This window comes from Gemmatimonadota bacterium (assembly GCA_016209965.1).
Lineage (GTDB): Bacteria > Gemmatimonadota > Gemmatimonadetes > Longimicrobiales > RSA9 > JACQVE01.
In genome coordinates this window covers 1-5,436 of sequence record JACQVE010000310.1, presented here as the reverse complement: position 1 = coordinate 5,436, position 5,436 = coordinate 1, and the positions used below count along the sequence as shown (strand labels likewise).

Here is a 5,436-nt window from a genome sequence, read left to right as displayed (position 1 = left end):
GGTTGTGCAGTCGGCGGTCAGGGTCATGGTGCTCCCGCTCACCGTGAACACGCAGGGTGTGCCGACATAGGTGGCGCGGGGCTCGGGGTCCGTTGCCGGGGCCAGGGGTGGCGCCCGCTCGGTGCAGGCAGCGACGCCCAGGACCAGGCCCGCCGCCAGGACGATTGTACGGGCAGACATATTGCACCTCCTCGAATGAAGGGGACCACAATCAGCCCGGTCGACCGTCTTGCATTACGGCCGGACAGCCAGTGTATGCCGAAGCTTGCCCCCGGCCGACCACATCCGCGGCGCTTCGGGCCGATGCTGTTGCGGCGGGGTCGCCTGATCGCGTTTCGGGGGAGGTGTGTGTGGCTTGCCTGGGGCGCAACTTAGGCCCGCCGCACGGCCCAGGCAATGTTGCCGGCAAGAGGGCAAGAGGGCTGGCGGCGTCGGTCTGGGCGCCGTCGGTCTGGGCGCTGACTCCGGAGCAGCTTGCGCCCCCCGGGGTAGAAGGCACCCGCGTGCTTCGGCTTGACCGGCACGCCCGCCCGCGTCACCTTCTTGGGTTATGCGTGAAGAGAAGCTGGTTGTCCGCGGCGCGCGCGAGCACAACCTGAAGAACATTGATGTCGAGATCCCGCGCGACCGGCTGGTCGTGATCACCGGGCTCTCGGGCTCGGGCAAGTCGTCGCTCGCCTTCGACACCATCTACGCCGAGGGGCAGCGCCGCTATGTCGAGTCCCTCTCCGCTTACGCCCGCCAGTTCCTGGGCGTCATGGAGAAGCCGGACGTCGACGTCATCGAGGGGCTCTCGCCCGCCATTTCCATCGAGCAGAAGTGGACGGGGCGGAATCCGCGCTCCACCGTGGGCACGGTCACCGAGATTTACGACTACCTCAGGTTGCTGTGGGCGCGCTGCGGCGTGCCGCACTGCCCCACCTGCGGCCGGCCCGTGCGCCGCCAGTCCGCCAGCCAGATCGTGGACCAGGTGCTCGCCTGGCCGGCCGGCACCCGCCTCGAGGTGCTGGCGCCACTGGTGCGCGGCCGGAAAGGTGAGTTCCGCGAGCTGTTCGAGGAGGCGCGGCGCAAGGGATTCGTGCGCCTGCGCGTGGACGGAGAGCTCTACGAAGTGGAGAACCCGCCACGGCTCAACCGCTACGAGAACCACGAGATCGCCGTCGTCGTGGACCGGCTGGTCGTGAGGCCGGAAGACCGCGCCCGCCTCGCCGATTCCGTCGAGCTCGCGCTCATGACCGCGCCCGGCGTGGTCGAGATCGTGGACCACCGCGCCGCCCAGCCGCGCACTCATCTGTTCAGCGAGCGCTACGCCTGCGTGCACTGCGGCACCAGCCTGCCCGAGCTGGAGCCCCGCAAGTTCTCCTTCAACTCGCCTTACGGCGCCTGTGAGGCGTGCGGCGGCCTGGGCACGCGCCGTGAGGTCAACCCCGAGCTGGTGGTAGGCGACCCGATTATCTCACTCCTCGAAGGCGTGATCCTGCCCTGGGGCGAGCCCACCGGCCACCTGCGCCGCTCGATCATCCCCGGGCTGGCTGAGCACTACGACTTCGACCCGAACGCCGCCTGGGGACAGCTCCCTGACCGCGTGCGCCACGCCATCCTCTACGGCTCGGGCGGCGAGAAGCTTCGCTTCCCCTACCGCGTCAGCGGGCAGAAGGGGCACTACCAGGAGCCGTGGGAGGGTGTCCTGGCCCACGTCATGCGCCGCTACCAGGAGACGTCGTCCGACGCCGTCCGCGAGCAGCTCGACGAGTACATGTCCACCCTGCCTTGCCACGCCTGCGCCGGCGCGCGCCTCAAGCCGGAAAGCCTCGCCGTCACCGTCGCCGGACGCTCGATCCGCGAGGTCGTCGAGCTGAGCGTGATCGAGGCGCTCGAGTTGTTCCAGGAGCTGCGGCTCTCGGGCTCGGGCTCCGCCTCGGCTGCGCCGCGGCTGGGCTCGGGCGCGGGCTCGGAATCAGGCGGTGCCGAGCCCAGGCGCGCAGCGCCGGAGCCCAGCGGAGCGGAGCCCAGCGCCGAAGGCGCGGAGCCCGAGCCCGATCCTCTGCCCGCCGAGATCGCCGGCCCCATCCTGAAGGAAGTCCGCGACCGCCTGCGCTTCCTGGTGAACGTGGGCCTCGAGTACCTGACCCTGGGCCGCAGCGCGGACACGCTCGCCGGCGGCGAGGCGCAGCGCATCCGCCTGGCCACGCAGATCGGCAGCCGGCTGGTCGGCGTGCTCTACATCCTGGACGAGCCATCGATCGGGCTGCACCAGCGGGACAACGAACGCCTGCTTATGACGCTCAAGCAGCTCCGCGACCTGGGCAACACGGTGCTGGTGGTCGAGCATGATCGGGAGACGATCCTGCAGGCGGATCACGTGATCGATCTCGGCCCTGGCGCCGGGCGCCACGGCGGCTACGTGGTGGCGGAAGGGCCGCTCGAGTCCGTGCTGCAGGTGCCCGGCTCACTCACGGCCGACTACCTGCGGGGCGATCGCCAGATCCCTATCCCTGCCGAGCGGCGCCGCCCCCGCCCACGCCACGAGGTGGTCGTGCGCGGCGCGCGCCAGCACAACTTGCGCAGCATCGACGTCCGCTTCCCGCTCGGCACCTTCATTGCCGTCACCGGCGTCAGCGGCTCGGGGAAGAGCACCCTGGTGAACGACATTCTCTACCGCGCACTGGCCCGCCAATTCTACCGCACCCGCGTCATCCCCGGCGCCCACGACGGCCTGGACGGCATCGAGCACCTGGACAAGGTGATCGACATTGACCAGTCCCCGATCGGCCGCACCCCGCGCTCCAACCCCGCCACCTATACGGGCCTGTTCACGCCCATCCGTCAACTGTTTGCGGAACTCCCCGAGTCGCGGCTGCGCGGCTACGCGCCCGGCCGCTTCTCCTTCAACGTCAAGGGTGGGCGCTGCGAGGCCTGCCAGGGCGACGGGCTGGTCAAGATCGAGATGCACTTCCTGCCCGACGTCTACGTCCCGTGTGACGTCTGCCGCGGCCGCCGCTACAACCGCGAGACCCTCGAGGTCTACTACAAGGGTCGCACCATCGCGGATGTCCTCGAGATGACCGTGGCCGAGGCCCTGGAATTCTTCGACGCCGTTCCCTCGATCCGCCGCCGCCTCGAGACGCTCTCCGAGGTCGGCCTCGGCTACATCCACCTGGGGCAGGCCGCTACTACCCTGTCCGGCGGCGAAGCGCAGCGCGTTAAGCTGGCCACCGAGCTGTCCAAGCGCGACACGGGCCAGACACTCTACCTGCTCGACGAGCCCACCACCGGCCTGCACTTCGAGGACGTGCGCCTCCTGCTCCAGGTGCTGCACCGCCTGGTCGAGCGCGGCAACACTGTCGTGGTCATCGAGCACAACCTCGAGGTCATCAAGACCGCCGACTGGATCATCGACCTCGGCCCTGAGGGCGGCCGCGCTGGCGGCGCCGTGGTCGTAGCCGGCCCACCCGAAGCCGTGGCCGCCAACCCCGTGTCCCACACGGGCCGCTTCCTCGCCGATGCTCTGGGCCTGGCGGCGGTAGGGTGAGGTGGGGTCCCCCCGTACCCGTGCCCGTACCCGTGCCCGTGCCCGTGCCCGTGCCCGTACCCGACACGGCGATGCGCCGATGCGGCGACATGGCGAAACGGGAACATGGCGGGTGTGGCCGCCGCGTCCCGGCGGCCAGCCCTTGCCGAAACCCTAACTCGTTCGCTAGCGTAAGGATAGCACGCCCTTTTTCCGGAGCACCTCATGACCAAACGTGAAGACCTGGAGAGCTTCTTCCTGCGCATGGGTGTCGAGCACGAGGAGGTCGATGACGGCATGTGGGTCATCCCCGGGCCGGACGGCGCGGCCACGGTCGTCGTCCATTACTCGCCGCCCGTCGTGCTGCTGCGCCTCAAAGTCATGGAGCTGCCGGCAGTTTCCGATGATGCCCGTCTCGCCGGCTTCTATCGCCGGCTGCTCGAGTTGAACGCCACCGATATTGTGCACGGCAGTTACGGCATCGAGGAGGGCGACGTCATCCTTTCCGACGCGCTCGAGCTCGAGGACCTGCAGTTCCACGAGTTCCGCAGCTCCTACGAGAGCCTGGTCCTGGCGGCGTCCAGCCACTTGCCTAACCTGGCCGAGCTCGCACCCGTCGCGCACGAGGGCTAACGCCATGGGGATCTTTCAGAAGCTGTCCATGCTGATCCGCTCCAACATCAATGATGCGATTGCGCGGGCGGAGAACCCGGAGAAGATGCTCAACCAGATCATCACGGACATGCGCGAGCAACTGGCCCGGGCCAAGCAGGAAGTCGCGGTCGCGATTGCGGACGAGCGCAAGCTGAAGGCGCAGGTTGATGAGGAGCAGAAGCAAGCCGCGGACTGGGAGCACCGCGCCATGCTCGCGGTCCGGGAGGCTCGCGACGACCTGGCCAAGCAGGCGCTGCTGCGGCAGCAGGAGCATGCGGAACGCGCCCTGGCCCTGGACGAGACCTGGCGCCGTCAGGCTGTGGAGACGGAGAAGCTGAAGGGCTCGCTGCAGCAGCTCAATGACAAGATTGAGGAAGCCAAGCGCAAGAAGAACCTGCTCATCGCCAAGCAGAAGCGGGCACAGGCGCAGCGGCGCATCCACGAGACCATGGCCGGGCTGAGCGACCGCTCCGCCTTTGAAGCCTTCGAGCGCATGGCGGAGCGCATCGAGGAGTCGGAGCGCCGTGCGGTGGCCGCCGCCGAGGTGCAGGAAACGCTCACTGGTGACACCCTCGAGAAGGAGTTCGCGCGCCTCGAAACTGGCGACTCGGTGGACCAGCGGCTGCTGGCGCTCAAGACGCGCATGGGGCTGCCCGCGGGGGCCGAGCAGGCCGCACTGCCCGCCGGCCAGGCGGCCCAGCCGGCCGCCAAGCGGCTCAGGCCCGCCAATGTCGGCGAAGCCGAAGAGATGGGCGAGGTCCGGGAGGCAGAGCTGGAGGAAGAGAGCTGAGTGGTCGAGCTCGACCACCCGGTGAGCTGCTCCCGGCCGGACAACCAGGGCGGAGGTTGACGGGCGCGTGGCTCGAGTACGATACGGCGGGCTGCTGACCGCGATCTTCGCGGCGCTGGTGCTGCTCTTCCTCTACAGCGTCGCCGAGATCCTGCTCCTCCTCTTCATTGCCGTACTATTCGGACTCTACCTCGGCGCGGCCACCGACAGCTTGCAGCGCTGGGTCGGCGCGCCCCGCGGCATCGCGCTCGCCAGCGCCGTGCTCCTCACTCTGCTCGGCGGGGTCGGCATCGCCTACCTCGTCGTGCCGCCCGTCGCCGAGCAGAGTGAGGAACTCGTCCAGGCCCTGCCCGCTCAACTGGTGCGCTGGGAGGCCCAGCTCCTGGCGCTCGCCGCCAAGTCGCCGGTCGCCGCCCAGATCCTGGGGCCGCTGCGGGAGGGGGAAAGCTATGTAGGCACCATCGTGCAGCAGGTGGGGGGG

General features: G+C 69.2%; 5 protein-coding genes. 4 read left to right on the top strand and 1 reads right to left on the bottom strand.

What is annotated here, in order from left to right:
• On the bottom strand, positions 1–180 hold a 180-nt coding region (locus HY703_12250; GenBank protein MBI4545962.1), incomplete at its 3' end, for a hypothetical protein.
• A 370-nt stretch (positions 181–550) separates the two neighbouring features.
• On the opposite strand from HY703_12250, the gene uvrA reads away from it, so the two are divergent.
• From uvrA to HY703_12230, 4 genes are all read left to right on the top strand, one after another.
• Entirely contained in the window at positions 551–3,532 is a 2,982-nt protein-coding gene (gene uvrA, locus HY703_12245; GenBank protein ID MBI4545961.1) for an excinuclease ABC subunit UvrA, read from the top strand.
• A gap of 204 nt (positions 3,533–3,736) precedes the next feature.
• Positions 3,737–4,144 carry a hypothetical protein gene (locus HY703_12240; protein MBI4545960.1) on the top strand — a complete coding sequence of 136 codons (408 nt, stop codon included), beginning with the start codon at positions 3,737–3,739 and terminating at the stop codon, positions 4,142–4,144.
• A gap of 4 nt (positions 4,145–4,148) precedes the next feature.
• Entirely contained in the window at positions 4,149–4,955 is an 807-nt protein-coding gene (locus HY703_12235; protein ID MBI4545959.1) for a PspA/IM30 family protein, read from the top strand.
• A gap of 67 nt (positions 4,956–5,022) precedes the next feature.
• Positions 5,023–5,436: AI-2E family transporter (locus HY703_12230; protein ID MBI4545958.1), on the top strand; the 414-nt coding region annotated here is incomplete at its 3' end.